The organism is Falsihalocynthiibacter sp. SS001, from assembly GCF_042445055.1.
GTDB lineage: Bacteria > Pseudomonadota > Alphaproteobacteria > Rhodobacterales > Rhodobacteraceae > Falsihalocynthiibacter.
In genome coordinates, this window is sequence record NZ_CP170339.1 from 1,991,485 (window position 1) to 2,016,984 (window position 25,500).

General features: G+C 55.0%; 18 protein-coding genes. 8 read left to right on the forward strand and 10 right to left on the reverse strand.

Annotation, left to right across the window (positions count from 1 at the left end):
• Positions 1-43 precede the first annotated feature (43 nt).
• Entirely contained in the window at positions 44-934 is an 891-nt protein-coding gene (locus ACFE33_RS09615; protein WP_380058699.1) for a LysR family transcriptional regulator, read from the reverse strand.
• Between the two features lie 129 nt (positions 935-1,063).
• Here ACFE33_RS09615 and ACFE33_RS09620 point away from each other — a divergent pair, with 129 nt between their 5' ends.
• From ACFE33_RS09620 to mmsB, 4 genes are all read left to right on the forward strand, one after another.
• Positions 1,064-2,563, forward strand: coding sequence for a CoA-acylating methylmalonate-semialdehyde dehydrogenase (locus tag ACFE33_RS09620; protein ID WP_380052727.1), 1,500 nt, complete (start codon positions 1,064-1,066; stop codon positions 2,561-2,563).
• 118 nt (positions 2,564-2,681) lie between these two features.
• The gene (locus ACFE33_RS09625; protein ID WP_380052729.1) at positions 2,682-3,830 is read left to right on the forward strand and encodes an acyl-CoA dehydrogenase family protein; all 1,149 of its coding nucleotides are present in this window, start codon (positions 2,682-2,684) and stop codon (positions 3,828-3,830) included.
• On the forward strand, positions 3,827-4,864 hold the full coding sequence (locus tag ACFE33_RS09630; protein WP_380052731.1) for an enoyl-CoA hydratase/isomerase family protein: 1,038 nt from the start codon (positions 3,827-3,829) through the stop codon (positions 4,862-4,864). Before ACFE33_RS09625 ends, ACFE33_RS09630 begins: the two co-directional genes overlap by 4 nt.
• Positions 4,865-4,875: 11 nt before the next feature.
• Positions 4,876-5,751: a 3-hydroxyisobutyrate dehydrogenase gene (mmsB, locus tag ACFE33_RS09635; protein WP_380052733.1), complete on the forward strand. Its 876-nt coding sequence runs from the start codon at positions 4,876-4,878 to the stop codon at positions 5,749-5,751.
• A 314-nt stretch (positions 5,752-6,065) separates the two neighbouring features.
• Here mmsB and uvrA read toward each other — a convergent pair whose 3' ends face one another.
• The 6 genes from uvrA to ACFE33_RS09665 form a co-directional block, all read right to left on the reverse strand.
• The gene (gene uvrA, locus ACFE33_RS09640) at positions 6,066-8,927 is read right to left on the reverse strand and encodes an excinuclease ABC subunit UvrA (RefSeq protein WP_380052735.1); all 2,862 of its coding nucleotides are present in this window, start codon (positions 8,925-8,927) and stop codon (positions 6,066-6,068) included.
• Between the two features lie 123 nt (positions 8,928-9,050).
• Entirely contained in the window at positions 9,051-10,442 is a 1,392-nt protein-coding gene (gene lpdA / locus ACFE33_RS09645) for a dihydrolipoyl dehydrogenase (RefSeq protein ID WP_380052737.1), read from the reverse strand.
• Positions 10,443-10,561: 119 nt separating this feature from the next.
• The gene (locus tag ACFE33_RS09650) at positions 10,562-11,134 is read right to left on the reverse strand and encodes a DUF924 family protein (RefSeq protein ID WP_380052739.1); all 573 of its coding nucleotides are present in this window, start codon (positions 11,132-11,134) and stop codon (positions 10,562-10,564) included.
• Positions 11,135-11,209: 75 nt separating this feature from the next.
• A complete protein-coding gene (locus tag ACFE33_RS09655; RefSeq protein WP_380052741.1) occupies positions 11,210-12,481 on the reverse strand; it encodes an MFS transporter in 1,272 nt (423 codons plus the stop codon).
• A gap of 110 nt (positions 12,482-12,591) precedes the next feature.
• A complete protein-coding gene (gene queA / locus ACFE33_RS09660) occupies positions 12,592-13,641 on the reverse strand; it encodes a tRNA preQ1(34) S-adenosylmethionine ribosyltransferase-isomerase QueA (RefSeq protein WP_380052743.1) in 1,050 nt (349 codons plus the stop codon).
• A 74-nt stretch (positions 13,642-13,715) separates the two neighbouring features.
• A complete protein-coding gene (locus ACFE33_RS09665; protein ID WP_380052745.1) occupies positions 13,716-17,012 on the reverse strand; it encodes an AsmA-like C-terminal region-containing protein in 3,297 nt (1,098 codons plus the stop codon).
• A gap of 87 nt (positions 17,013-17,099) precedes the next feature.
• Here ACFE33_RS09665 and ACFE33_RS09670 point away from each other — a divergent pair, with 87 nt between their 5' ends.
• The 4 genes from ACFE33_RS09670 (at position 17,100) to ACFE33_RS09685 (ending at position 20,409) form a co-directional block, all read left to right on the forward strand.
• On the forward strand, positions 17,100-17,588 hold the full coding sequence (locus tag ACFE33_RS09670; protein WP_380052747.1) for a peroxiredoxin: 489 nt from the start codon (positions 17,100-17,102) through the stop codon (positions 17,586-17,588).
• The gene (locus ACFE33_RS09675; protein ID WP_380052749.1) at positions 17,585-18,394 is read left to right on the forward strand and encodes a ferritin-like domain-containing protein; all 810 of its coding nucleotides are present in this window, start codon (positions 17,585-17,587) and stop codon (positions 18,392-18,394) included. Before ACFE33_RS09670 ends, ACFE33_RS09675 begins: the two co-directional genes overlap by 4 nt.
• Before the next feature lie 196 nt (positions 18,395-18,590).
• Entirely contained in the window at positions 18,591-19,913 is a 1,323-nt protein-coding gene (locus tag ACFE33_RS09680; RefSeq protein WP_380052751.1) for a DUF5930 domain-containing protein, read from the forward strand.
• A complete protein-coding gene (locus tag ACFE33_RS09685) occupies positions 19,903-20,409 on the forward strand; it encodes a polymer-forming cytoskeletal protein (RefSeq protein ID WP_380052753.1) in 507 nt (168 codons plus the stop codon). The genes ACFE33_RS09680 and ACFE33_RS09685 overlap by 11 nt, the downstream gene beginning before the upstream one ends.
• A gap of 58 nt (positions 20,410-20,467) precedes the next feature.
• Here ACFE33_RS09685 and ACFE33_RS09690 read toward each other — a convergent pair whose 3' ends face one another.
• The 3 genes from ACFE33_RS09690 to ACFE33_RS09700 form a co-directional block, all read right to left on the reverse strand.
• A complete protein-coding gene (locus ACFE33_RS09690; protein WP_380052755.1) occupies positions 20,468-21,565 on the reverse strand; it encodes a hypothetical protein in 1,098 nt (365 codons plus the stop codon).
• A gap of 132 nt (positions 21,566-21,697) precedes the next feature.
• On the reverse strand, positions 21,698-22,825 hold the full coding sequence (prfB, locus tag ACFE33_RS09695) for a peptide chain release factor 2 (RefSeq protein WP_380052757.1): 1,128 nt from the start codon (positions 22,823-22,825) through the stop codon (positions 21,698-21,700).
• Positions 22,826-22,903: 78 nt separating this feature from the next.
• Positions 22,904-25,447 carry a penicillin-binding protein 1A gene (locus ACFE33_RS09700; protein WP_380052759.1) on the reverse strand — a complete coding sequence of 848 codons (2,544 nt, stop codon included), beginning with the start codon at positions 25,445-25,447 and terminating at the stop codon, positions 22,904-22,906.
• Between the last annotated feature and the right edge of the window lie 53 nt (positions 25,448-25,500).

A 25,500-nucleotide genomic window follows, 5' to 3' on the forward strand; every position in this document is an offset into this window, starting at 1 on the left:
ATGTGTAAACAATACTTTAAGTTCGCGCCGAAATTGCGTTCTGTCAAGTTTGCGCTTCAAGGTGCGCAATCTCTCGGCGTACCCCCTGCGCCAACAGTTCGGCGAATTGGTTAAGCCGCTCCACCCGACGATCATCGATATGACGCACCAGATAGAAGCTCCGCGTCAGAGAAATCTCGTTCGTTAGTATGCGTTTCACATGCGGCGCAGAGGGAATGGCAAAGTCATGCACCACCCCAAGCCCGCCCCCCGTGCGCACCCAGTTGAACTGTACCGAAACCGAGTTCGAGCCAAGCGTCACGCGCTCGGCACCCACTTCGGCAAGGTAATCCAGCTCTTTGTCAAAGATCATATCGGGAATGTATCCGATCATGCGGTGGCCCTTTAGGTCCTCAACCGACCTTAGCGGCGGGTGCTGCGCCAGATACGCTTCACTCCCCGCAAGGTGCAGATGATAGTCCGAGAGTTTCTGCACCGTAAGCCGTCCCGCGTTAGGCGGGCTAACTGTTATCGCCATATCCGCTTCGCGCTTGGACAGGTTAAACACTCTCGGAAGCGCCACGATTTGTACATCCAGCCCCGGATGATCGCGACATATTTCGGCGCATATCTGTGGCAAGAGGTAGTTCGCACAGCCATCAGGAGCCCCAATCCGAATAACACCAGACAGCCCCTGCGCCGCGCCGCGCAAATCCGCGACCGCCTGCCCGACCGCCTGTTCAGCCTGCGCCGCATGATCCACAAGGCGCAATCCTGCATCCGTCAGCGCGTATCCCTGTGGTGACTTTGCAAAGAGCGGCGTTTCAAGTTCCTGCTCCAGCCGCGCGATGCGTCGCCCGACCGTTGCCGCATCAATCCGCATCGCTTTCCCCGCGCCAGAGATGCTCTCGGCACGCGCAACGGCAAGGAATATGCGCAAATCATCCCACTTCAGTTCCATTTTCCGTTTCCCTTCGGTGCGTTGCGAGGATTGCAAAAATGCAAAACACCTTTGTCACATTTCCTATATATCCCGCATTAATGCAATACTAGAGTGGCGCCAACACTAATGAAGGAGTCTCAAATGACTGATCTCACACATTTCATCGACGGCAAGCACGTCCAAGGTACATCAGGCCGTTTTGCCGATGTCTTTAACCCTGCGACTGGCGAAGTGCAGGCACGCGTTCCGCTTGCTTCTAAGGAAGAGCTGGATGCAGCTGTTGCTTCCGCTGCCGCTGCTCAGCCCAAGTGGGCCGCAACCAACCCCCAGCGCCGCGCGCGCGTGATGATGAAGGCTGTGGACCTCATTAACCGTGACATGGACAAGCTCGCAGAGGCTCTCTCGCGCGAGCATGGTAAGACTTTCGTTGACGCGAAAGGTGACGTTCAGCGTGGCCTCGAAGTGATCGAATTCTGCATCGGCGCACCGCACCTCCTTAAAGGTGAGTTCACCGACTCAGCAGGGCCTGGCATCGATATGTACTCCATGCGTCAAGCACTTGGCGTTGTTGCGGGCATCACGCCGTTCAACTTCCCTGCGATGATCCCGCTTTGGAAAATGGGCCCTGCCCTTGCCTGTGGTAACGCATTCATCCTGAAACCGTCCGAACGTGATCCCTCCGTGCCACTTATGCTTGCGGAAATCTTCCAAGAAGCAGGCCTTCCTGATGGTGTTCTTCAGGTTGTGAACGGCGACAAAGAATCCGTTGACGCGATTCTTGATAATGAAACCATTCAGGCCGTTGGCTTTGTGGGCTCGACACCGATTGCGGCCTACATCTATGAGCGCGGCTGTGCGAACGGCAAACGCGTTCAGTGCTTTGGCGGTGCGAAAAACCACATGATCATCATGCCCGACGCAGACCTAGATCAAGCGGCAGACGCTCTTGTGGGTGCAGGTTACGGCGCAGCCGGCGAACGCTGCATGGCGATTTCGGTTGCTGTTCCTGTGGGCGAAGAAACCGCTGACAAGCTGATCGAGAAACTCATCCCGCGCGTTGAGGCCCTGAAAGTCGGCCCATACACCGCTGGCGAAGATGTCGATTACGGTCCCGTTGTGACTGCTGCAGCCAAAGCTAACATCGAAGCACTCGTAGAAACAGGCGTTGCCCAAGGCGCAACTCTTGCTGTCGACGGTCGCGGCTTTAGCCTCCAAGGCTATGAGGACGGCTTCTTTGTTGGTCCGCACCTCTTTGACCACGTCACACCAGACATGGACATCTACAAAAAAGAGATCTTCGGCCCAGTTCTTTCGACAGTTCGCGCAGCATCCTACGAAGAGGCAATCGGCCTTGCGATGGATCACGAGTACGGCAACGGCACCGCTATCTTTACACGCGACGGTGACACGGCGCGCGACTTTGCGAACCGCATCAACATCGGCATGGTCGGCATCAACGTGCCAATCCCTGTTCCGCTCGCCTATCACACCTTCGGCGGCTGGAAAAAGTCGGGCTTTGGCGATTTGAACCAACACGGTACGGACGCTTTCAAGTTCTACACCCGCACCAAAACGGTCACATCGCGCTGGCCATCGGGCCTCAAAGAAGGCGGCGAGTTCAACTTCAAAGCAATGGACTAAAAACAAAAGGCCAGCGTTCAATCGCTGGCCTTTTTTCAATGTGCTTTGCGCTTGCAAAACTTCTGTAACATTGAAAAACTAAACAGGCGTTCAATTCACGAGGTATGGAGGAAACCCCATGGATTTTGCCCTCACTGACGAGCAATCCACTATATTCGAAATGGCCCATGCCTTTGGCCAAGAGCGCATAGCCCCGCATGCACGCGCGTGGGAGGCCTCAGGCGAAATCCCGAAATCCATCTGGCCCGAACTGGCCGAGCTTGGATTTGGTGGGCTTTATGTTCGCGAAGAAAATGGCGGCGCAGGGCTATCACGTCTGGATGCGACCTTGGTATTCGAGGCCCTCTCTGCCGCTTGCCCATCCGTTGCCGCAATGCTTTCCATTCATAACATGTGCGCGGCAATGATCGACAAGTTCGGCTCGGACGCTTTACGCGCCAAATATCTCCCGTCGGCGATCTCGATGGATCGATTGTTCGCCTATTGCCTGACCGAACCCGGCTCAGGATCAGACGCAGCGGCCCTCAAGACTCGCGCCGAGGTCACCGATGACGGGTTTTCCTTGACTGGAACCAAGGCCTTTATCTCGGGCGGTGGCTATGCGGATGCCTATATCATCATGGCCCGCAGCGATGGCGAAGGCCCCAAGGGGATTTCGGCAATGATCGTCGAAGACGGCACCAAAGGGCTCAGTTTTGGTGCGCTCGAGGATAAAATGGGCTGGAAGAGCCAACCCACCCGCCAAGTTCAACTGGATAACTGCAACATTCCCGCCGAGAACCTTCTCGGCGAACGCGGCCAAGGTTTCACATACGCGATGGCGGGACTGGACGGCGGACGTCTGAATATCTCGGCCTGCTCTCTCGGCGCGGCGCAGAATGCTCTGACGGCGACGCTTGCGTATATGGGCGAGCGTACCGCATTCGGCAAAACAATCGACCAGTTTCAAGCGCTTCAGTTCCGTCTTGCCGATATGGAAACGGAACTTCAGGCCGCCCGCGTGTTTCTTCGCCAAGCCGCGTGGAAACTTGATACTGGAGCCGCAGACGCCACGAAATTCTGCGCCATGGCCAAGCGCTTCGTCACAGAAACAGGAAGCAAGACCGCCAACCAATGCCTACAACTTCATGGTGGGTATGGTTACTTGGCGGACTATGGAATCGAAAAAACCGTACGCGATCTGCGCGTCCACGAAATACTCGAAGGGACCAACGAAATCATGCGAATGATCGTCTCTCGCGCGCTTCTATCGGAGCGCAACACATGAGCCTTATCAATGCCCGCGTCGAAGGGAAAATCGGCCACGTCACGCTCACTCGCCCCAAGGCAATGAACGCGCTCTCCGAGGCAATGTTGGCAGAGCTCGCCCCCGTGTTGCGTGCATGGGCCACGGACGATGCCATCGCGCTTGTGGTCTTGGACGCCGAGGGCGAAAAAGCATTTTGCGCAGGCGGCGACATCGCCGAACTACACGGCTGGGGCACCTCAGGGAACGTCGACGCTGCGCGCGAATTCTGGCGAGATGAATACCGACTGAATGCCGACCTATTTGAGTACCCGAAACCACTGATAAGCCTGATGCATGGCTTCGTTATGGGCGGCGGCGTTGGTCTCGGCTGCCACGCCTCGCACCGCGTTGTTTGTGAGAGCACCAGCATCGCCATGCCCGAAAGCGTCATCGGCCTAATCCCCGACGTCGGCGGTAGTTGGCTCTTGGGTCAAGCACCGGGTCGTCTCGGAGAATACCTCGGCGCAACGGGTAAGCGCATGAATGCAGGAGACGCAATTTATGCTGGCTTCGCAGATGGTTACATCCCACAAGCAAAGTGGCCCGATCTGATTGAACGGCTTGCAGAAACCGGTGATTACACATTGGTGGAGCAGGCCTTTGAAACGCCACCCGCTGGCAAATACGAAGCAATGGCCTCAGAAATCGACGCGCACTTTGGCGGCGAAACAATGGGCGACATCATCCGCAGCCTCAGACACGAGGACACGGAATTCACCCGAGAAACGCTCGAAATCATTGCGCGTAATTCCCCCATTTCAATGAACGCAACGGTCGAGCTGATCCACCGCCAACGCCGCTCGAACCTGACGATCTGGAGCGTCCTCGAACTGGAATATCGCTTCACCTATCGCGCAATCGACGACACCGATTTCCTCGAAGGCGTTCGCGCTCGTATCATCGACAAGGACAACGCCCCGAAATGGCGCCACGAAAACGCGGAAGCGGTGCCGACGGTCCTCATTTCGCAGCTTCTCATGCCCCTCGGCGCGGCGAAGTTCACCAAAGATTGAAAGGTCACATTATGAAAATCGGCTTTATAGGACTAGGAAACATGGGTGGCCCAATGGCTGCCAATCTCGCGGCCGCTGGACACGATGTGACAGGCTTTGACCTCGTGGCTAACTATCCCGACGGCGTCACCAAGGCCGCATCTGCTAGCGAAACCGCGCGCGGCCAAGATGTAGTGATCACAATGCTCCCAAACGGAGCCATTTTGCGATCAGTGGCCGATGAGATCATCCCAGCAATGTCCGAGAGCGCATGTTTTCTAGATTGCTCTACGGTCGATGTCGAAAGTGCTCGCGCAGTTGCCGAACAAGCACAATCAGCCCAACTCCTAGCCGTTGATGCCCCCGTCAGTGGCGGTATCGGCGGTGCCTCCGCGGGCACGCTTACGTTCATGGCGGGCGGCTCGGATAAGGCTTTCGCCAAAGTCGCGCCTCTGTTTGAGGTTATGGGTCAAAAGGCTGTACACTGCGGCACTTCTGGCGCGGGCCAAGCTGCCAAAATCTGCAACAACATGATACTCGGCGTCACAATGATCGCAACCTGCGAAGCCTTTGCGATGGCGGACAAACTGGGGCTAGATCGGCAAAAAATGTTCGATGTGGTAAGCACTTCATCGGGATACAGCTGGAGCATGAACGCCTATTGCCCCGCACCGGGTGTTGGCCCTCAAAGCCCGGCAGACAACGATTACAAACCAGGTTTTGCGTCAGAGCTAATGCTTAAAGATCTGGGGCTATCCCAGCAGGCAGCCGAAAGTGTTAACGCAGACACCCCAATGGGCGCCCTCGCCCGCGCGCTCTATGCACAATTTGTCGAAAACGAAGACGGCAAAGGACGTGACTTCTCGGCAATGCTGCCTCGCTTTGAGAACCGCGACCGCTCAGACTAAGCACTATAATTGGCGTTAAGGCTTAGCCTCCAATCCTGCGAAATACTTCTATGCCTTCGGCGAGGATATTTTTAGCAAGAGGAAGTAACCAAAAATTAACCTTGCTCTGCAATCTTTTCACTACGGAACAGGCGGGGACGCCGATGGCCGTGCAAGGGGAAGATCATTCTTCTTCGGGGGTGGGTCTTTACGGCCTGCCCCTTCCTCTTGCCCTAAATATCCAATTGCAACGGCAGCAAGAAGAATTGAACTTAACACTTATGAGCAGTCGTAGCCTAATAGCGCCAATTTACTGACGCGACGATATAACCTAGCTATTCAGCCGCAACCTTCCGTCCCGAGAGCATTGGCTTAAGGTACTGCCCTGTATAGCTCTCCTCGACTTTCGCGACCTTTTCGGGCGTGCCTTTGGCCACGATCTTACCGCCTCCGTCACCGCCCTCTGGACCAATGTCGATAATATGGTCCGCCGTCTTCACCACATCGAGGTTGTGTTCGATCACAACGACGGTGTTGCCCTGATCAACGAGCTCATGAAGCACTTCTAAGAGCTTTCGGACATCCTCAAAGTGCAAACCCGTGGTTGGTTCGTCGAGAATATAGAGCGTACGACCTGTTGAGCGTTTGGCGAGCTCTTTGGAGAGTTTAACGCGTTGCGCCTCACCGCCAGAGAGGGTTGTCGCCTGTTGTCCGACCTTGATGTAGCCGAGGCCAACCCTCATTAAGGCGTCCATTTTATCTCGGATGCTGGGAACCGCTTGGAAAAATTCTTGCGCGTCTTCGACGGTCATATCCAACACATCGGCGATGCTTTTGCCCTTGAATTTCACCTCTAGCGTTTCGCGGTTATAGCGCGCACCTTGGCAGGTTTCGCAGGTCACATAGACGTCTGGGAGGAAGTGCATCTCGATCTTGATAACACCATCTCCCTGACAGGCCTCGCACCGTCCGCCTTTCACGTTGAACGAAAAACGACCCGGTTTGTAGCCGCGGGTTTTGGCCTCGGGCATGCCTGCGAACCACTCGCGAATTGGGGTAAACGCCCCTGTATATGTGGCAGGGTTGGAGCGCGGTGTGCGGCCGATTGCGCGTTGGTCGATATCGATGACTTTATCTAGATGTTCCAAACCCTGAATAGTCTCGCAGGGCGCAGGTGTCTGGCGTGCGCCGTTCAATCGCATGCTCGCAGTTTTGAAAAGTGTTTCGATGGTAAGCGTCGATTTTCCGCCGCCCGAAACACCAGTAACGCAAACGAATTGTCCCAGAGGGAACTCTGCTGTCACGTTCTTGAGGTTATTGCCAGTGGCCTTCACCACCTTCACCTTTTTGCCATTCCCTTTGCGGCGCACCGAGGGCACCGTGATTTCACGAGCGCCAGAGAGATACTGCCCCGTGATTGACGCAGGATCAGCGATGATTTCCTCTGGAGTACCTTTGGCAACAACCTGTCCGCCGTGAACGCCAGCACCTGGGCCGATATCGAAGACATAGTCGGCCTCGCGCACGGCCTCCTCGTCGTGCTCAACGACGATCACCGTATTCCCTTGATCTCGAAGGTTTTTCAGCGTGGTCAGCAGGCGTCCATTGTCCCGTTGATGGAGCCCGATTGACGGCTCGTCCAGCACATAGAGAACCCCCGTAAGGCCGCTGCCGATCTGGCTGGCCAGTCGAATACGCTGGCTCTCGCCACCGCTGAGCGTGCCTGAATTTCGGCTAAGAGTTAGGTAGTCCAAGCCAACGTTGTTCAAGAAACCCAGACGTTCGCGGATTTCCTTGAGGATCACACGTGCGATTTCGTTTTTCTGAACCGAAAGCGCTTCTGGCACAGCTTCACACCATGCCAGCGCCTCTCGGATCGACATCTGAACCACTTGGCCGACGTGTATTCCCGCGATCTTAACCGCGAGCGCCTCTTCGCGCAGACGGTATCCTCCGCAGGCACCGCATGGGCGGTTATTTTGATAGCGTTCGAATTCCTCGCGGATCCAGTTGGAGTCGGTCTCGCGGTAGCGCCGCTCCATATTTGGAATGACGCCTTCAAACGCGCGGGTGACTTCGTAGACGCGCCCACCTTCGTCATAACGGAACGGGATTTCTTCGTCGCCAGAACCATAGAGAAACACCTGTTGTACGAACTTGGGCAGGTTTTTCCACGCGGTGTTCTTGTCAAACTCATAATGCTTGGCGATGGATTCAATCGTCTGAAGGAAATACGGCGATTTCCCTTTGCGCCAAGGCGCGAGCGCGCCGTCATAAACCTTCAATGTGCTGTCGGGCACCACGAGTCGTTCGTCAAAGAACAACTCCATCCCGAGGCCATCACAGGTCGGGCACGCCCCAAACGGCGCGTTAAACGAGAACAGACGCGGCTCGATTTCGGGGATCGTAAAGCCGGATACGGGGCACGCGAACTTCTCGCTGAATGTGAACCTTTCGACTTCTTCATCGTCACGGGGAGCGGTTTCGAGAATGGCGATACCATCTGCCAGATCAAGCGCCGTGCGCAAACTGTCCGCAAGCCGTGTTTCCATGCCCTCGCGTACGACAAGCCGATCCACAACAACGTCGATATCGTGGCGGAATTTCTTGTCGAGCGTCGGCGGCGTATCCAGTTCATAGAACTCGCCATCCACCTTTACGCGCTGAAACCCCTGCTTGCGTAAGTCGATGAATTCTTTGCGGTATTCACCTTTTCGATCGCGTACGATCGGCGCAAGGAGATAGCCGCGTGTCCCCTCTTCCATGGTCATGATACGATCGACCATGTCCTGCACTTGCTGGGCTTCGATTGGCAATCCGGTAGCGGGGGAATAAGGCGTCCCTGCCCGCGCGAAAAGCAAACGCAGGTAGTCGTAAATCTCGGTGACGGTACCAACGGTCGAGCGCGGGTTCTTGCTGGTGGTTTTTTGCTCAATCGAGATCGCAGGAGACAGCCCCGAGATATGATCAACGTCGGGCTTCTCCATCATATCGAGGAATTGCCGAGCATAGGCCGACAACGATTCGACATAGCGGCGCTGCCCTTCGGCATAGATGGTATCGAAGGCGAGACTTGACTTACCAGAGCCGGAAAGTCCCGTAATTACAACAAGTTGATCGCGCGGGATATCTACATCAATCGATTTGAGATTGTGCTCTCTCGCACCGCGGACTTCGATGTTTTTAAGCTCGGCCATAATCCACCTCTTAGGAACTTCTTAAGAGATAAGGCATAGGCTATCGCGTGCCAAGTAGATTTAGGAACATAAAGAGAACATTACTGACAAAAAGAAGGCCGGAGTTTATCCCCGGCCTACTGATTAGATATGTATCGCGCGACCGTAAGCGGCGAGCACACTTTCGTGCATCATTTCGCTAAGTGTCGGATGCGGGAACACAGTGTTCATCAGCTCTTCCTCGGTGGTTTCGAGGGTGCGACCGATGACGTAACCCTGAATAAGCTCCGTCACTTCGGCGCCAACCATATGTGCGCCCAGAAGTTCGCCTGTCTTGGCGTCGAATACGGTTTTCACCATACCCTGCGCCTCGCCCAATGCGACGGCCTTGCCATTACCAACAAAGGGGAACTTGCCGACTTTGATCTCATAGCCAAGCTCTTTGGCCTTTTCTTCGGTGTAACCAACACTCGCCACCTGTGGCTGACAGTATGTACAGCCCGCGATTGTCTCTGGCTTAACGGGGTGCGCGTGTTCACCGGCGATCAGTTCCGCAACCATAACGCCTTCGTGGCTGGCCTTGTGCGCCAGCCATGGCGCACCTGCGACGTCACCAATCGCATAGACATTGTCCATACCTGTACGGCAATATTCGTCGGTCACGATATGCGTGCGATCAACCTTGATGCCTGCTTCTTCGAGGCCAAGGTTTTCGACATTACCGACGATACCAACTGCGGAAATCACGGTGTCGAATGTGTGCTTCTCGATCTTGCCACCCACTTCGATATGCGCGGTGACGGAACCTTTGGCGCGGTCGAGTTTCTTGACCATGGCCTTTTCCATGATGTTCATGCCTTGCTTAACGAATTGCTTCTTGGCGAAGGCTGAAATGTCTTTGTCCTCAACCGGAAGCACACGGTCCATCACTTCAACCACAGTCGTTTCGGCGCCTAGTGTGTTGTAGAAGCTGGCAAATTCGATACCGATTGCCCCAGAGCCGATCACCAGAAGCTTTTTGGGCATCCGCACCGGGTCAAGCGCGTGGCGATATGTCCAAACCAGATCACCATCGGCCTCAAGACCCGGCAGTTCGCGTGCGCGCGCGCCCGTTGCGATGATTGTGTTCTTTGCTGTCAGTTCCTCGGTGCCTTTGTCGGTCTTCACGAGGACCTTACCTTTGGCAATCGACGCCTCACCGTTCACGACGGTGATCTTGTTTTTCTTCATCAAACCCTTAACGCCTGTCGCCATCTGACCTGCAACTCCGCGCGAGCGTTTTACGATTTCCTTGAGGTCAAAACCGATTTTATCCGCCGAAAGGCCGTATTCCTTGGCGCGCTCCATCTGGTGATAGATCTCGCTTGAGCGAAGCAATGCCTTCGTCGGAATACATCCCCAGTTGAGGCATATCCCACCCAAATTCTCACGCTCTACGATTGCGGTATTCAGTCCCAATTGGGACGCGCGGATGGCAGCAACATAACCACCCGGACCAGAGCCAATAACAACGACATCAAAAGACTTAGAAGACATTCGGGAGCACTCCGTTTCAAGAATTAGTTCAACACTAAACTATTTCTCTGAGCACATCAACACATCCCTCCCCGCACCGCATAAGCGCAGGAAGGCACCGTTTGATTTCCGTCCCTAGATCAGGCGCTTACGGCCTCAACGGCGACCTTATAGCCACCCTGAGCGAGGAATTGCGCCTCTTGGGCGATTTCTTCGCGATGCAATGCATCATTGCGATAAGGGAATCGGCCAAAGCGGCGAATAACTTCGCGGTGGGCCTTGGCGTGAAGAAGCTGGGTCTCGCCCGCTTCTGGCATCCGGTCTTTCATCAGGCGCACACAGCGATCCTGATCCGCAAGGCATTCAGAATGCATGAGCGGTAGATAAAAGAACTGTCGCGCGGGCTCGTCAATCTTGAGGTCCCATTTGCGATCAATCGCACGTTTGGCCACTGCCAGCGCCCGACTATCGGAGTCAAAGGCCTTGCCCGTACCACGGAACATATTCCGCGAGAACTGATCGGTTACGATGAGATATGCCAGCGCTCCACTTGGGTAGGTAAGCCAGAGCCCAAGACCGCCATCCATCGCGGCCTCCCACGTTTTCTCGGCCATATCGCGAATGCGATCATCGAGGGCCTCATCGGCCACGTACCACCCCTTAGGGCCAACTTCGTCCAGCCAAAAGGCCAGCACTTCATTAGGGTTCAGCATGGTTATCCTCCATTGCCTTGAACGGTCCCCCTAGCTCGAATCGTCGCAAAACGTTTCTGATAACGCAAGGAAAAACTAGCTATCTTGGCGTGCAGCCTCTTCTTCTTCGCGCAATGCTGTCTCAATGAACACTTCTTGGGCCAATTCGACCGCAACCGGACTTGCCGACGGGAAGACCGGCGCATAGGCCCCAGTTCCCTCGACAATCGGCGCAGGACGACGCGACATCCGCCAGAGCGCATAAGCCGCAAGCCCCAGCATAAGAACCGCAGAATAGGCAAAATACCCCGACGGACCGATCACACTCATGAGCCAACCAACAAGTAGCGGCCCCGAAACAGCCCCCACTCCGTTAATAAAGATCAACCCACCTGAGGCGGCAGCCATGTCATCGTGCTCAAGGAAATCGTTAGTATAAGCAATGAGCAGCGCATAGAGCGGGTTCGACGTTCCGCCGATAAGCGCACCCGAAATCGTCAGAAGCAGGAAATCCCCTTCGGCGAAATAGCCACAAAGTGCAGCCGTCCCGCCAAAGGCGGCCACGATCATGATAAGCTGGCGACGGTCCATCATGTCCGAAATCCAACCAATTGGATATTGCAGCACCAGCGCGCCCACATATACCGCGGCAACAAAAACCGAGATTTCCTTAACCGAAAGCCCCGCCTGTGTCCCCCAAACGGCGGACATGCCGAACTGGGCGGCAAACACACCGCCAAGCATAAACATCCCGACACACCCCAACGGCGAGATCCGCCACAACTCAAGCAGCGACATCGGCTTGGTGCGGTCAAACGCGGGTGTCGGGCTGACCGAGAGCAAAATCGGCGCGAACGAAATCGAAACCAGCACAGATGGAATAATAAACAGAATGAACCCCGACGGATCCCCCCAAGCAAGCAACCCTTGCGCCGCAACGATGCCCGACATCTGGACAATCATATAAAGACTGAGCGCCTTGCCACGGTTCTCGTTGTTGGCAGAGTGGTTCAGCCAACTCTCGGCGGTCACATATACGCCCGAGAAGCAAAAGCCGATCACGACACGCCCCAAAGCCCAAGCCACCGGATTCACCAGCGTCGGATAAAGAATAATTACGGCCGAAATAAACGATGCCAGCGCCGCAAACACACGCACGTGCCCGACCCGACGGATCATCGCCGGCGCAAGCCGCGAACCGCCAAGGAAGCCAACAAAATATGCCGACATGATGATGGACATCGAAAGGGTTGAGAAATCTTCGAGGCTGCCGCGCACACCAAGAAGCGTCCCCTGAAGACCGTTCCCGACCATCAAGAGCAACATCCCTAACAATAGCGCCCAGCTGCTACCCAATACCTGAAACACAAACGACTCCTATCATGTCTGAATCGACGGCTATTCTGCGCAGATCGAAAATGCAACACGATCCTTAGGCGACATTCTGAACCTCGTCAGCGACGCTTTATAAAGTAGGCCTATTTCCGCCAAAGCAGCGAAGCATCGCCATAGGAAAAGAACCGATATTTCTCAGCAATTGCATGGGCATAAATTGCCCTGATGGCTGCTGGGCTAAGGAAGGCCGAAACTAGCATCATCAAAGTTGATTTTGGCAGGTGAAAATTCGTCATAAGCCCATCGGCCACCTGAAATTCGAATCCGGGTGTAATGAAAATATCAGTTGGCCCCACCCATGGCTGGATCGTTCCGCCCCGCGCGGCCGTCTCAACCAGCCTGAGCGCGGTGGTTCCAACGGGAATAACGCGCCCGCCTGCCTTTTGGGTCGCGGCGATTTCCTGCGCGGCCTGCTCGGTCACTTCGCCCCATTCCGCGTGCATTTTGTGGTCGGCAATGTCGTCTACCTTTACAGGCAGGAACGTACCCGCACCGACGTGCAGGGTTACATATGTAATTTCCACGCCTTTAGCTTCCAAAGCAGCGAGCATCTCTTCGGTTAAGTGAAGCGAAGCGGTCGGCGCTGCAACAGCCCCCTTATGGCGCGCAAAGACCGTTTGATAATCCGTCCGATCCTGAGCATCCGCAGGACGCTTGGCCGCGATATAGGGCGGCAATGGCATCGCGCCAGCGGCCTCAAGCGCCTTGTCAAAAGCATCCCCCTCAAGGTTGAACCCAAGGATTGCCGCGCCGTCCTCTTTCCCAAGGACCTCCGCCGCGAGCCCCTCGGCGAAATCAATCCGCTCGCCCTCTTTCACTTTCTTTAATGGCTTAACCAGCCCCATCCACGTTCCATCGCCCCGTGGCTCAAGAAGTGTCACATCCATTTTGGCTTGGGTCAGCCCCTGCGCACCGTCACGCGACCGCGTGCCGAACAAGCGCGCTGGAATAACCTTGGTGTCATTCAACACCAACCGATCGCCCGCCTGAAATTGATCAATCAAATCCGCCACATGCAGATCTTTAATCGTATCCCCGCGTGCCATCAGCATCCGCGCGGCCTCACGCGGCAAAACGGGGCGCACAGCAATCAGGTCTTCGGGCAACTCAAAATCAAAATCGGACAGTTTCATAGGTCTCTCACCACTTGGATTGGCGCGGTTTATCGTCCAACGCGCAGCAATGCAAAGCGAAACTAGCCCTTACGCTATTGGGTCTTGGGCGGAGGCGCGCGGAAAATCTCGCGAAACATTCCTGGCGTTAAAATCGAGAAAGGGTTCACGCTAATTTTAGGCGATTTCGCTGTTCCCGTCATTGCAAAGCTAAACCCGAACAGACCTTCGCCCTTGCGGGTGAAAACTGATCCAATTCCATTCAGCAGATAGATCGGGCTAATCACCCCGTTCATCGCCACACGTCCCGAAGCGAAATCATACAAACCATCCAGAGATAGCCCAACCGATGCACCAACCGCACTGCTTTTCTTAAGGGTCAGTCGTTGAGGTGTCATATGAAAATCTGCTTGCAATTCATTGAAAAGAATACCGGATTCTTGAAGCTGCTCTAACAGGCCAACCACGCTAATCGCCCCCAAGAGCGCCGCCATACCCGGCGCATTCTTGATGCGTACGGTATTGGCCACAAAGCGTCCGTCATATTCGCCGGACGGCCCACGTGGCGCAAGAACAAGGTCCATCTCGCCACCATGCGCATTCGCATAGAGCCCCGCCGCGCGCAAAACCGCACCCGCATCTTTCGAGCGCATCCGAATGGCCGTTCCGTTCTCAGAGGGGGCAACCGTTCCGGTCACGTCTGCTGCTCCGTTCACGCGCCCACTAAAGGTGCCGTTCAAACCCGAGTTGCGCGAAAATTTGCCCGTGAACCCATGCAGCGCCATGCCATCCGACAGCACAAGACGATCAAGATTCAGCCCGAATCCGCCACCCGATCCGCCCCCAGAGCCGGTGGGTAAATCAATACTACGCAAATCCAACTCACCCCTTTGAACCGTGATTGTGGGTGCGGTATTTCGTCCGTTTCCAACAACTTGCAAGCCAATGTTTATTCCACGCCCAACCGTCACACGATCAAATTGCGCCACCTTGAGGCCGCCAGTCTCGCGCATTTCGATGCTGCCGTTTGCGTTCAATCCACTGGCCGAGAGCGCAATCTCGTCTATGCGAACAGGGCGCCCCAGCGTGCCCGCGATCTTGAGCACTCCTGTCGCGTTGCGCGGGCTACTCCAGCCAATTTCCCCCAGCCGAAGCCCCAAATTATTCAGGTCGGACGTCAAAGAGAACGCGGGCGGCTGATCCCGCTCCATGTTGATCTCAATCTGCGCCGTTCCCGCCCCGCTCAGCATATTGTTAGGCAAACCAATGCCGAACGCGTCGGCAAATTCCTGCGAGAGTTCGATATCGCCAGTCACGCGGGATTTGCCCTTGTTTTCAATGCCAAAGGGCTGTTCCCACACGACGTTGAACGGCACCTGTGCCTCTTCGCTACCGACTCGGCCAGCCCCCGCAATTCGCAAACCGGCGCGCGTAACTGTGAGATCAAGCTGTTCCGACGAAAGCTGTTTTGACGGCACGATCAAATCCGACGTCACATCAAGCAAGCGCCCCTGCACGTCAAACGTTACATCCTTGGGGTCGACTTTCTTGACGATATCAAATTGAAAGCGCGCAGTCAGGTCGGCTGTTCCCTGTGCAATTTCAACGGTTTGCCCCGCTTTGCTCACAAATTCAAACGGTTCCATATCCAAGAGCGAGAGCGCCGTCGGGATCGTTCCGCGCACCTTCATCGTGACATCCATCGGACTTGGCCGCAGCGTAACATCAGGCATTGTGATAACCGTGCCCGCTACGTCAAGAACCTTTCCGTTGGGGACATTTACGTGGCCGTTGGCGACCGAGATCGTCATGGTTGTCCCATTCAGCGAGACATATCCCTGCCCTTGGCTCACGGGCGGCAACGTCTTGAGATAGCGCACTTGGGCATCGGTGAAATCATAACCAAGGGACGCGCGCGGTGGTTCTTCTGGTGGTTTGCGGATCGCTGCGACGACATTCGAAATCGCTCCACCAGAAACATTCTCGTTCAGCCATTTTCGTGTGCGCGGCGCGACCTGAACCGGCCATAGAGCAAGCAAACTGTCGTGATCAATCGTGTTCAAACGCGCGTTTACCGCCAAATCCCACCCCTTCGGGTCCACCGAAGCCTCACCGTCAAAATAGAACTTCCGTGCTTCGGTCGTGAGCGAGAGCTGCCCGATTGTGGCGGTGAACGGATCCAGCCTAAGCCGAAAATCCAGCGCTCCTCCGTCAAAAACCGCAGGTTCAAGTAGTAGATTACCGGGGTTGGCAATCACCTTCTGGAATTGAAGCTGCGTGATCATGGTACTTGGGCGCGCGCCATCCCAATCCTGAAGATACGCAAAGCCCTCTGCCTTGACTTCGCCCGCCTCGGATTTGGCCTCGATGAGATCAAAGTTAATCTTTGCTCGCGCCGCGTCATATGAAAAATACGTGCGCGCTTCGCTAAAGGGAACGGGCCGTGCATCGGGCGTAGGTTGAAGCGCCCCCGCTCCTATTTCCAGCGTTCCGTTAAGATCGCCAAGCGTCCCATCGTCCAGCAACTCGGTGCGCAACGCACCCGAGATCGGGGCCTCTAGCACGCCAAGCCATGAAAGCGCGGCTGACTGCACCGCAATATCGCGCGAGCTGACGTTCTCGACATTCATCGTCACCTGACCGGCAAGCCCCGTTTTCGGAGCCGAAAGGGATATCGCAATTTGCGCGGGTTCGCTCTGTTCGCGCGTCAGGGCAAAGCTTGAAATGATATCAATCTGACCACCCGCGAGGTTCATTACGAGAGCGGCATCATTAACTTTCCAAATCTTATCGCTCAATTCGTCATAGAGCTCGAAATCAAATGCGTTGAGTGAGATATCCTCAACTTTCTCCAAGAAAGGCACTTCGAACAACGCCTTAGTTCCAAGGATCACCTCCTTCACACTGGTCATTGAAGCAAAGTAATTTCCGTCCCCCAGCGAGATGTTAAACGCCCCGCTCCGATCCCGCCGCAAGCTGATATCCGCACCGGAAAGCGAAACACGTCGGGGCAGAACCTCTGGCGAAAACAACGGGATAGCGGCGAAAACTGAATGCACCCGATCCACCTGTGCAAGGGGGCGACCGTCTTCGCCAAGGTACACAACATCCGTCAGAACAAGCTCTGGTGACCACCCTTCAAGCAACTCAACCCGCAAGCCGCCAAGAGCCAGAACACCAGAGTCCAAACTTTGGTTCAGGCGGGTCTCGACCTGTTCAATCATCCACGTAGGCGCATTTACTCCCCGCTTGAGCGCCACAAAACCAGCACCCAAAACCGCAGCGATCGCTGCAACAACGATAAGAACAGTCGCCAAGCCGATTTTGTGATGCCGTTTAAGGGGGCGTTTTTTCTGTTGTTCTGTGATTGCGCTGCCCTCTTGTTGGGCCACGATATGTTGGCAGCCCGAATAATACGCGAATTTTACCTTGCGCAAAAACAGGTTACAACAGAAACGATTCCATAGCGCGAGATGATTATGACTTATTCTATCAACCAAGGCGACAATGCCCCCGATTTCAAGCAACCATTTGTTTCTGCAACCGAAAAGGGCGAGATTTCACTTTCGGACCTGAACGGAAAACCCGCTGTATTGTTCTTTTATCCGCGGGACAACACACCGGGTTGCACAACCGAATCCATTGATTTCACGTCCCTTCTGCCCGAATTTGAGGCGCTTGGCGCGGCTGTTTTCGGGGTATCGACGGACAGCTTGAAAAAACACGAAAACTTTATCGGCAAACACGCGCTGGGTATGCCCCTGATCTGTGACGAGGACGCCGAGATGTGCCGCGCCTATGATGTTTGGCGCGAGAAAAAGATGTACGGAAAGTTGTTCCCCGGTATCGAGCGCAGCACTTTCCTGATTTCCGCAGAGGGCAAAATCATTAACGCATGGCGCAAGGTTAAGGTGCCAAACCACGCGCAGGAGGTGCTCGACACACTCCGCGAGGAACTGAACGCATGAGCCAAACACTTGCCGACATGGCGATGGACGTCCTGACCACGGCCGATCCAAGGGAAAAGACCGCCATTTCGCGCCGCCATGCGGCAAGTTGGTTCGCCGCACGCAAGGCTGGCAATGCCCCCGATACGGGTACGGCCACCCCACCGATGCACCCCGCGCGCCCCGAGCATCCAGCCCTTCTGGACCCGCGCGACGTCCCCCGTCGCAAACCGGGTACGCCAGAAGGCCGGATCGCTATTCTGCACGCTGTGGCGCATATCGAACTGAACGCGGTGGACCTTCATTGGGATATTCTGGCACGCTTTGGTGATGTGAAAATGCCGATCGGTTACTATGATGACTGGGTAAAGGCCGCAGACGAAGAATCCAAACATTTCAATATGATGGCGGACTGTCTTGAAGCTCAAGGGAGCCACTATGGTGCCCTTCCTGCGCACGCTGGCATGTGGCGCGCAGCCGAGGATACAGCATATGATTTGTTAGGTCGCCTCGCGGTTGTTCCCATGGTTCTTGAGGCGCGCGGACTTGATGTAACGCCCGGAATGATCAAGATTTTCAAACAGGCCAAAGACACCCAAGCCATCGAAGCGCTTGAGGTCATCTATAGCGAAGAAGTCGGCCACGTTGCCTATGGCAGCAAATGGTTCCATTTCCTTTGTGGTCGCCATGACCTTGATCCCAAAGACGTTTTTCACGAATTGGTGCGCAAATATTTCCACTCAACGCTGCGCCCACCCTTCAACGAAGAAAAGCGCGCCGAAGCGGGCATCCCGCCCGATTTTTATTGGCCGTTGACGGAAATCTAAAGGCGCGAACAAGAAAATTGCCCAAATTTCCTGTAGTTAGCCCAATGAATAGGCAAAAATTCGCCGTTTTGGGTGCATTTATGTCCGCTTAACCTAAAAATTCTTGATCCGAATTAAATGTGCAGATAGTCCCTTCGGGTAACACAGTCTCGGGGAAAGGCTGTGGCACATTGAGGGACAGAAACAGGGTATCGTTTTGCGGGCACGTCTAGCATCAAAAATCAATTCAGCGCTTGAAAAGAAATTGCCGGAACGTCGGCTATTTCTAAAATCCGACACCGAAACACGGTTTGTTCGGCTTTCACCATCAACACAAGCGGTCGCGCTTGTTGGCTCAGTCAGCGTCATAGCTTGGACCATTGTAGCCTCCTCCATTCTCTTCATGGACAGCATCGGATCCGGATCGGTACGAGATCAGGCAAAACGAGAGCAGTACCTCTATGAAGCGCGCCTGAATTCGATTTCCGCAGACCGCGACTATCGCACCCAAGAAGCTCTAAAGGCGCAAGACCGTTTCACCGCCGCGCTTGAGCAAATCTCGAACATGCAGTCCGAACTCCTTGAGTCAGAGGACCGCCGGCTTGAGCTGGAAACGGGGGTTGAGGTTATTCAAGCCACCCTTCGCACAGCGATTAAGGAACGTGACGAAGCCCGCGCCGAGGCAGAAGCCCTTTCGATCCAGATGGCCGAAGGAAAATCAGCAGACGCCCCCGCAGAGGGCAATATCGATGACATCATCGGAACGGTTGATTTCCTCACCGCTGCTCTGAACGGTGCCGCCGAAGAACGTGACCAGATTAGCAAAGCCGCCGTGACCGCGCATGATACGATTGCCGATCTAGAGTTTGAGGCCGAACTTACCCGCCAGCGCAACGACCGTATCTTCAATCAACTCGAAGAAGCTGTGTCGGTTTCTCTCGCGCCGATGGATAAGATGTTCCGCGACGCAGGGTTGTCGCCGGACCGTATGATCAATCAGATTCGCTCTGGATATAACGGACAAGGCGGCCCGCTAACGCCGCTTACTCTATCAACTAAGGGTGAGCGCCCCGATGCAGACAGCCTGCGCGCGAACGCCATCTTGCGCTCGATGGATGACATCAACGTCTATCGCATTGCGGCGACCAAAGCCCCCTTCTCGCTTCCGATCAAATCCGCGTTCCGGTTCACCTCTGGATTTGGCCCACGCTGGGGCCGGATGCATAACGGTACCGACTTTGCAGGCGCACATGGCACGCCCATTCACGCTACGGGTGATGGCGTTGTGATCGACGCGGGATGGCACTCAGGATATGGCCGTCTGGTCAAAGTTCAGCACGAGTTCGGCATCGTCACTTACTATGCCCATATGTCCAAAATCAATGTCTCCAAGGGCCAAAGGGTCTCGCGCGGGGACGTCATTGGTGCTATGGGTAACACTGGGCGTTCCACTGGTACGCACCTTCATTACGAAATTCGCGTTGGCGGCAAGCCCGTTAACCCGATGAAATTTATCAAGGCAGCACGCGATGTTTTCTAAGAGTAAAATCAATGAACCCGGCCCCAAGAAAGTCGGAGAACCTGAAACAACTAAACCGGAGGCCGCAGTGCAAAAGACCACGAGCGAATTCAAGCCGCCCCCCCCAAAGGCAAAACCACCTGCGTCAGTTCTGTCTTCTGATCTGACAATCACTGGCAATCTCAAAACAACCGGTGATATTCAGGTTGAGGGCGTGATCGACGGCGATATTCGCGCGCATCTTCTGACTGTTGGCGAAGGCGCTACAATCCGCGGCGAAGTTGTTGCTGATGATGTTGTTGTAAACGGCCGTGTCATTGGCCGTGTGCGTGGCCTTAAGGTCCGCCTGACATCAACTGCACGTGTTGAGGGTGACATCATCCACAAAACAATCGCAATCGAGAGCGGTGCCCACTTTGAAGGTTCTGTTCAACGTCAGGACGATCCACTGTCCACAGGTATTGCGACAACGTCTTCGGCCCCTACACCGATTACAGCAGCAGTAAAACCTGCCTAAGCATATCTGATTTTTCGACAAAAGGCCGCTCGATCTGGGCGGCCTTTTGCGTTGGTATCTATTTCATGGTTCGACCCCAAGCGTGACCAAACTGGATCGACCAAATTGTTTCGTCTGGGCCGCGCGCAATGTCTATGCCCATGTCGATACCCAGCGCCTTGGCGATCTTGTAGCGAAATCCAACGCCATAAGTTGAAATGCCTCCTGAGTCCTCGAACAATTTCGAATTACCTGCGAAACTTTTGCCGTATCCTGCAAAAGCAACTCCGGCCCAGCGGTCATTGAACTGTTTGCGCAACTGGATTTCGGTGCTGGAAGCTTGGTCGCCCGAATATCGACCATATGAGATGCCTCTCAAATTAACTTGCGGCGCCATAAAGAACGGGGTGTCTCCGCCACTCCAATCATAGCGTGTCATAGCGCCCAAGCTCCAACTGTTGTCGGAGAATTTGTGGAAAGCATGTAAAGCGACGCTGCCGATTTCAAAATCTTTATCACTCCCGATGGCTTCGCTAAACACATTATACTGAATAACCGCATTTGCGCCTTCGAGCGGCGAAACGGAGTTGTCCAAGGTGTCATACACCGCATGGACACCCAGCGCCGCGTAGTGATTGTCGGTTCTGAAACGACTGGTTAGTTCGCCTAGCTTACCATCAGCATTAAGACTTAACTTACTAAAACGATACTGGGCATTCGGACCGAAATACCACGGCGAGTCACCGATCTGAGTGCGCAAATTCGCAAAGATTCCGCCGCTTTGATTGTTATACTCTACCGATTGGCTACTGCCGAACGGGTAAATCGGCAGGTTCATGTTTGCGCCGCCAAGCCCGATTGCATATTTGGTACGCCCACCGTTAAACACACCTGCTTGCATCGCGCCGAGCCCATACGAACCGTTCCCCGTCAGCGCGCCGCCAATGATCGTTCGTCGTAGATTGTCAGTTCGTGGATCGCCATTTACGAACTGGCCAATCGCGCCCAATCCGTTCTCAACGGCTGGCTCGGTGATAATAACAGGAAGCGGTACAAAGCCCCCACGTTGAAGAAACTGCGACAGGTCCAACATATTGTCATCGGGGTCGATGAACTTATCCCAAAACCCTTCTGCCAAAGCAGGAGCTGCCCCAAAAGTAGCTAAACATGCGGTCAAAATGGCCGCTTTGAAGGTAATTTTAAAACCGGATTTAGGTCCAAAATAGGTTGCAGACATCTGAATACCTACACGTTGTTATAAAATATAACGACAATGTTAGCACAGAATGAGCAACAAGATCAGAAAACTTTAAATCTCGGCATTTGCTTCGGAACGAGACTTACCGGCGACATCCATCGCAAGGGTTGCCGCCATGAATCCGTCCAAATCACCGTCAAGCACACCCTTGGTGTCGCTCGTTTCATAGCTGGTCCTAAGGTCCTTAACCATTTGATATGGTTGCAGTACATAGCTGCGGATCTGGTTGCCCCACCCTGCATCGCCCTTATTTTCGTGGGCTTCGTTTATTGCAGCGTTTCGTTTATCCAACTCAAGCTGATAGAGACGTGATTTCAGAGCCTTCATCGCGATATCGCGGTTCTGGTGCTGTGATTTCTCAGAGCTTGTCACCACAATGCCCGTCGGGGCGTGCGTAATCCGAACAGCGGAATCAGTGGTGTTCACGTGCTGCCCACCCGCGCCGGAACTGCGGTATGTATCAACACGAATGTCGGCTGGGTTCACTTCAATTTCGATGTTGTCGTCGACCACGGGATAAACCCAAACCGAACTGAACGAAGTATGCCGCTTGGCCGCACTGTCGAACGGCGAAATACGCACCAAACGATGCACACCGCTTTCGGACTTGAGCCAGCCATAGGCATTCGGGCCACTGATCTTATAGGCGGCAGATTTGATGCCCGCCTCGTCGCCCGCTGTTTCGCTCTGAAGCTCGACCTTGTAGCCTTTCTTCTCGGCCCAACGGACGTACATCCGCGCCAGCATACTGGCCCAGTCGCAACTCTCCGTGCCACCTGCGCCAGAGTTGATCTCAAGGAACGTATCGTTTCCGTCCGCCTCGCCATCCAAGAGCGCCTCAAGCTCCTTCTTGGCAGCTGTATCCTCAAGCGCGAGAATTGCGGCTTCTGCCTCGGAGACGACCTCGGCATCATCTTCCATCTCGCCCATCTCGATAAGCTCAAGACTGTCCGAGAGTTCCTGCTTGATGCCGTTGTAGGTATCGAGCGCATCAATCAAGGACTGGCGCTCGCGCATCAACTTTTGCGCAGCAGCAGGATCGTTCCACAAATCGGGATCTTCTGTGCGGGCGTTGAATTCCTCAAGCCGATGCGATGCTGTCTCCCACCCCAAACGTTGTTTCAGGAGTTCGAGCGACTTTTCAATCGCCGTGACAGAATTTTGCACTTCGGCCCGCATGTTGCATCCTTTGGATGAGAGATTTTAGGCGGTGATAGCAAGCGCAGCGGCCCTAAACAAGGGCCGCCGAGCGCCTGATTAATATTGACCACCGCTGGAAATGGTGCCGAATGTGGCCTTCTCGCCAAAGGTCACAACCTCACCTGTTGATGTGCGCTGGGTGGTCGTTTGCTCAGCACCGCGCGCCTCGTCAAAGAGCGGAAGATCGCTCCCCATTGCAAAGCCACCGTCAAAGGCCACGCCGAACATCGGCTCTTCGCCATTGCGGAAATACTCGGCCACAACGTTTTCGCCAGAGGCTTCGTTCGGCAAACGCGCACCCGAGAAACGGTCGATCTTGATAAAGTGACCGCCGGGGGGAACTGTGAACTTACCGCCACCAAGCTTCTCCGTGGCTTTCTGCATGAACTGGTTAAACACCGGCCCACAGAGCGTCCCGCCATAGCCATTCGGGCTTAGGCTGCGAGGACGGTCATAACCGATGTAACACCCTGCGACGATATTGCTGGTAAAGCCGACGAACCACGCATCCTTAGAGTCGTTTGTTGTACCTGTCTTACCCGCAACCGGCACGTCCAAGGTCACACGACCCGCGGCAGTACCGCGTTGCACAACGCCCTGCATCATCGACGTAAGTTGATACGCGGTGATCGGGTCCATCACCCGTTCGCGGCCCGACAAAATGCGCGGTGCAACGCCAGGTTCCAGGCTTGCAACCTGACAATCTTCACAGTCGCGCTGATCGTGACGATAGATTGTCTTGCCCCAACGGTCCTGAACACGGTCAACCAGCGTTGGCTCCACGCGCTCACCTCCATTGGCGAACATCGCATAGGCCGCGACCATTTTGAACAGCGTCGTTTCCTCGGCCCCAAGAGAGTTCGAGAGGAAAGTATTCATGTTATCATAGACGCCGAAACGCTCGGCATAGGCCGCAACCGTTTCCATCCCGATCTCTTGCGCAAGACGCACAGTCATCAGGTTCCGCGAGCGTTCAATCCCCGTCCGAAGCGGTGTCGGGCCATAGAACTTGTTGCTTGAGTTTTTCGGCCGCCAGACCCCTGCCCCCGTATCAACCTCAATTGGCGCATCGATCACAATCGTCGCGGGAGAATAGCCGCTATCCAGCGCTGCGGCGTATACGAATGGCTTGAACGATGATCCCGGCTGACGTGTGGCCTGCGTTGCGCGGTTGAACACGGAGTACTGATACGAGAACCCGCCCTGCATCGCGATCACACGGCCTGTGTTCACGTCCATCGCCATAAAGCCGCCCTGAACCTCAGGAACCTGACGGAGCGTCCAGCGCAGGAAACTGCCGTCGTTATTGGTCATTTCGCGCACATGCACAACGTCACCGACGCTCACAAGATCAGGCGCAACGCGCGCCTTGGGGCCAAGCTTGCCCTCTTTTAACGGACGCGCCCATGTTACATCCTCGGCAGGAATCCAATGTCCGTCGCTGTCGTTCTCGACACCTTCGATGCCGATCCGTGCGCTGGAATTACCTGTCTCAAGAACAACTGCGGGATACCATCCCTCTACATCACGAGCGACCTTTACATCCGCAAGAGCAGCCCGCCATGAAGCTTCATCGCCAAGCACCTCTGCGGGGAGCGTTTTCCCCGTACCGCGCCAAACACCGCGCGAACGGTCGAAATCCTCAAGACCCTTTTGCAAGGCTTTAGCAGCCTCAATCTGAAGCTCCTCATCGACGGTTGCGCGAACAGTCAGACCGCCAGCAAAGAACTCGTCCTCACCAAAGTCGACGCTCAACTGACGGCGAATTTCGTCCGAGAAATAATCGCGTGGCGGAAGCGTGGATTTGAAGCTGTCGAAATCCCCGCTCTGGACCGTACGCAAAGGTTCGGCGCGCGAAATCTCATAGGTTTCGTCATCCAGATAACCGTTTTCATGCATCTCGCGCAGCACATAATCACGGCGCTCCATAGCGCGGTCCAGCTCGCGAACGGGGTGATAATTAGACGGGGCCTTTGGCAGAACCGCCAGATATGCGGCCTCTTCGGGCTTCAGTTCCGAAAGGTTCTTGTTGAAATAGGTCTGCGCCGCCGCAGCCACACCATAGCTGTTCTGTCCGAGGAAAATCTCGTTCAGGTAGATCTCGAGAATGTGGTCACGGTCCAGCGTTTCGACCATGCGGTTCGCAAGGATGATCTCTTTGATCTTACGCTCGGCACGACGACCGCCGTCAAGGAAGCTGATCTTGGCCACCTGCTGTGGAATCGTCGAAGCACCACGGATATTCGCGCCACGGGATTCGATTGCCTCGACAATAACGGCCGCAATACCGCGGATGTCATACCCACGGTGCGTATAGAAATTCTTGTCCTCTGCGGAGACGAAGGCCTCCTTAACAACGTCGGGAATTTCCTCAATCGGTGCATAGATACGGCGCTCTTTGGCGAACTCATCCATGATGTAGCCCGAGCCCGAGTAAACACGACTAATAGTAGCCGGGCGATAGACGCTCAGGGCCTCGTGGTTAGGCAAGTCGTGTGAAAACAGCAGAAACAATCCGCCGATCAAAGCCGCACCCATAAAGAGCGCGTTCACACCAAAGGCAAAGAGCCCGCCAAATAGGGAAAATATTGCCCTGATCATTCTACGCTACCTTGTTGTTGAGCACTCTCTATATAGGCCACACTACAGGGGGT